We start from the raw sequence: 641 nt of genomic DNA on the forward strand, positions 1-641 counted from the left end.
GACCTGGGCCGCCTCGATGGGGACGGCTGGCTGTGGTTCACCGGCCGCGCGGCGCACAAGCAACTCATCAAGAGCGGCGGTGAAAACGTCTACCCGGCCGAGGTGGAACAGGTGCTGCTCGAACACCCGGCCGTGGCCGAGGCCTTCGTGTTCGGCCGGGCGGATGAGAAATGGGGCGAGGCCGTGCACGCGGCCTGCGCGCTCAAGCCCGGCGCGGCAGCCACCGAAGCCGAGCTGATCGGTTTCGTGGAACAGCGGCTGGCGCGCTACAAGCGGCCGCAGCGCGTGAGCTTCGGGCCCGCGCCACTGGAACGCGTGGCGCGAACCTGAGCAGCGCCCGCCGATGCTTCCAGGGCTCGCCGGGGTCGGGCCACCATGCGGCGCGCGGAAGCTGGTTACAGTTCTGCCCAGCCCGACAACCCTCATTCATTCAGATCCCATGTCCATGGACTTCACGCTGGTGCTCGTGCTCGGGTTGGTGGCCGGCACGGTGGGCGGCGTCGTCGGCTTCGGCACCTCCATCATGTTGATGCCGGCCCTGGTGCTGGTGTTCGGACCGCGCGAGGCCGTGCCCATCATGGCAATCGCTTCGATGATGGCGAATGCCTCGCGGGTCGCCGCCTGGTGGCGGGAGGTGGACT

The 641-nt window shown here is 69.1% G+C and carries 2 protein-coding genes; both read left to right on the forward strand.

All coding sequences use genetic code 11. The features are described 5' to 3' along the window. The coding region (locus ACT6VE_RS34850; RefSeq protein WP_444802660.1) for an AMP-binding enzyme at positions 1-330 on the forward strand (330 nt) is incomplete at its 5' end. 115 nt (positions 331-445) lie between these two features. Continuing rightward, positions 446-641, forward strand: a 196-nt coding sequence (locus tag ACT6VE_RS34855; protein WP_444802661.1) for a TSUP family transporter, incomplete at its 3' end; no start/stop codon positions are given.

Origin of the sequence: Shinella sp., from assembly GCF_052438155.1 — a bacterium.
Classification (GTDB): domain Bacteria; phylum Pseudomonadota; class Alphaproteobacteria; order Rhizobiales; family Rhizobiaceae; genus Shinella.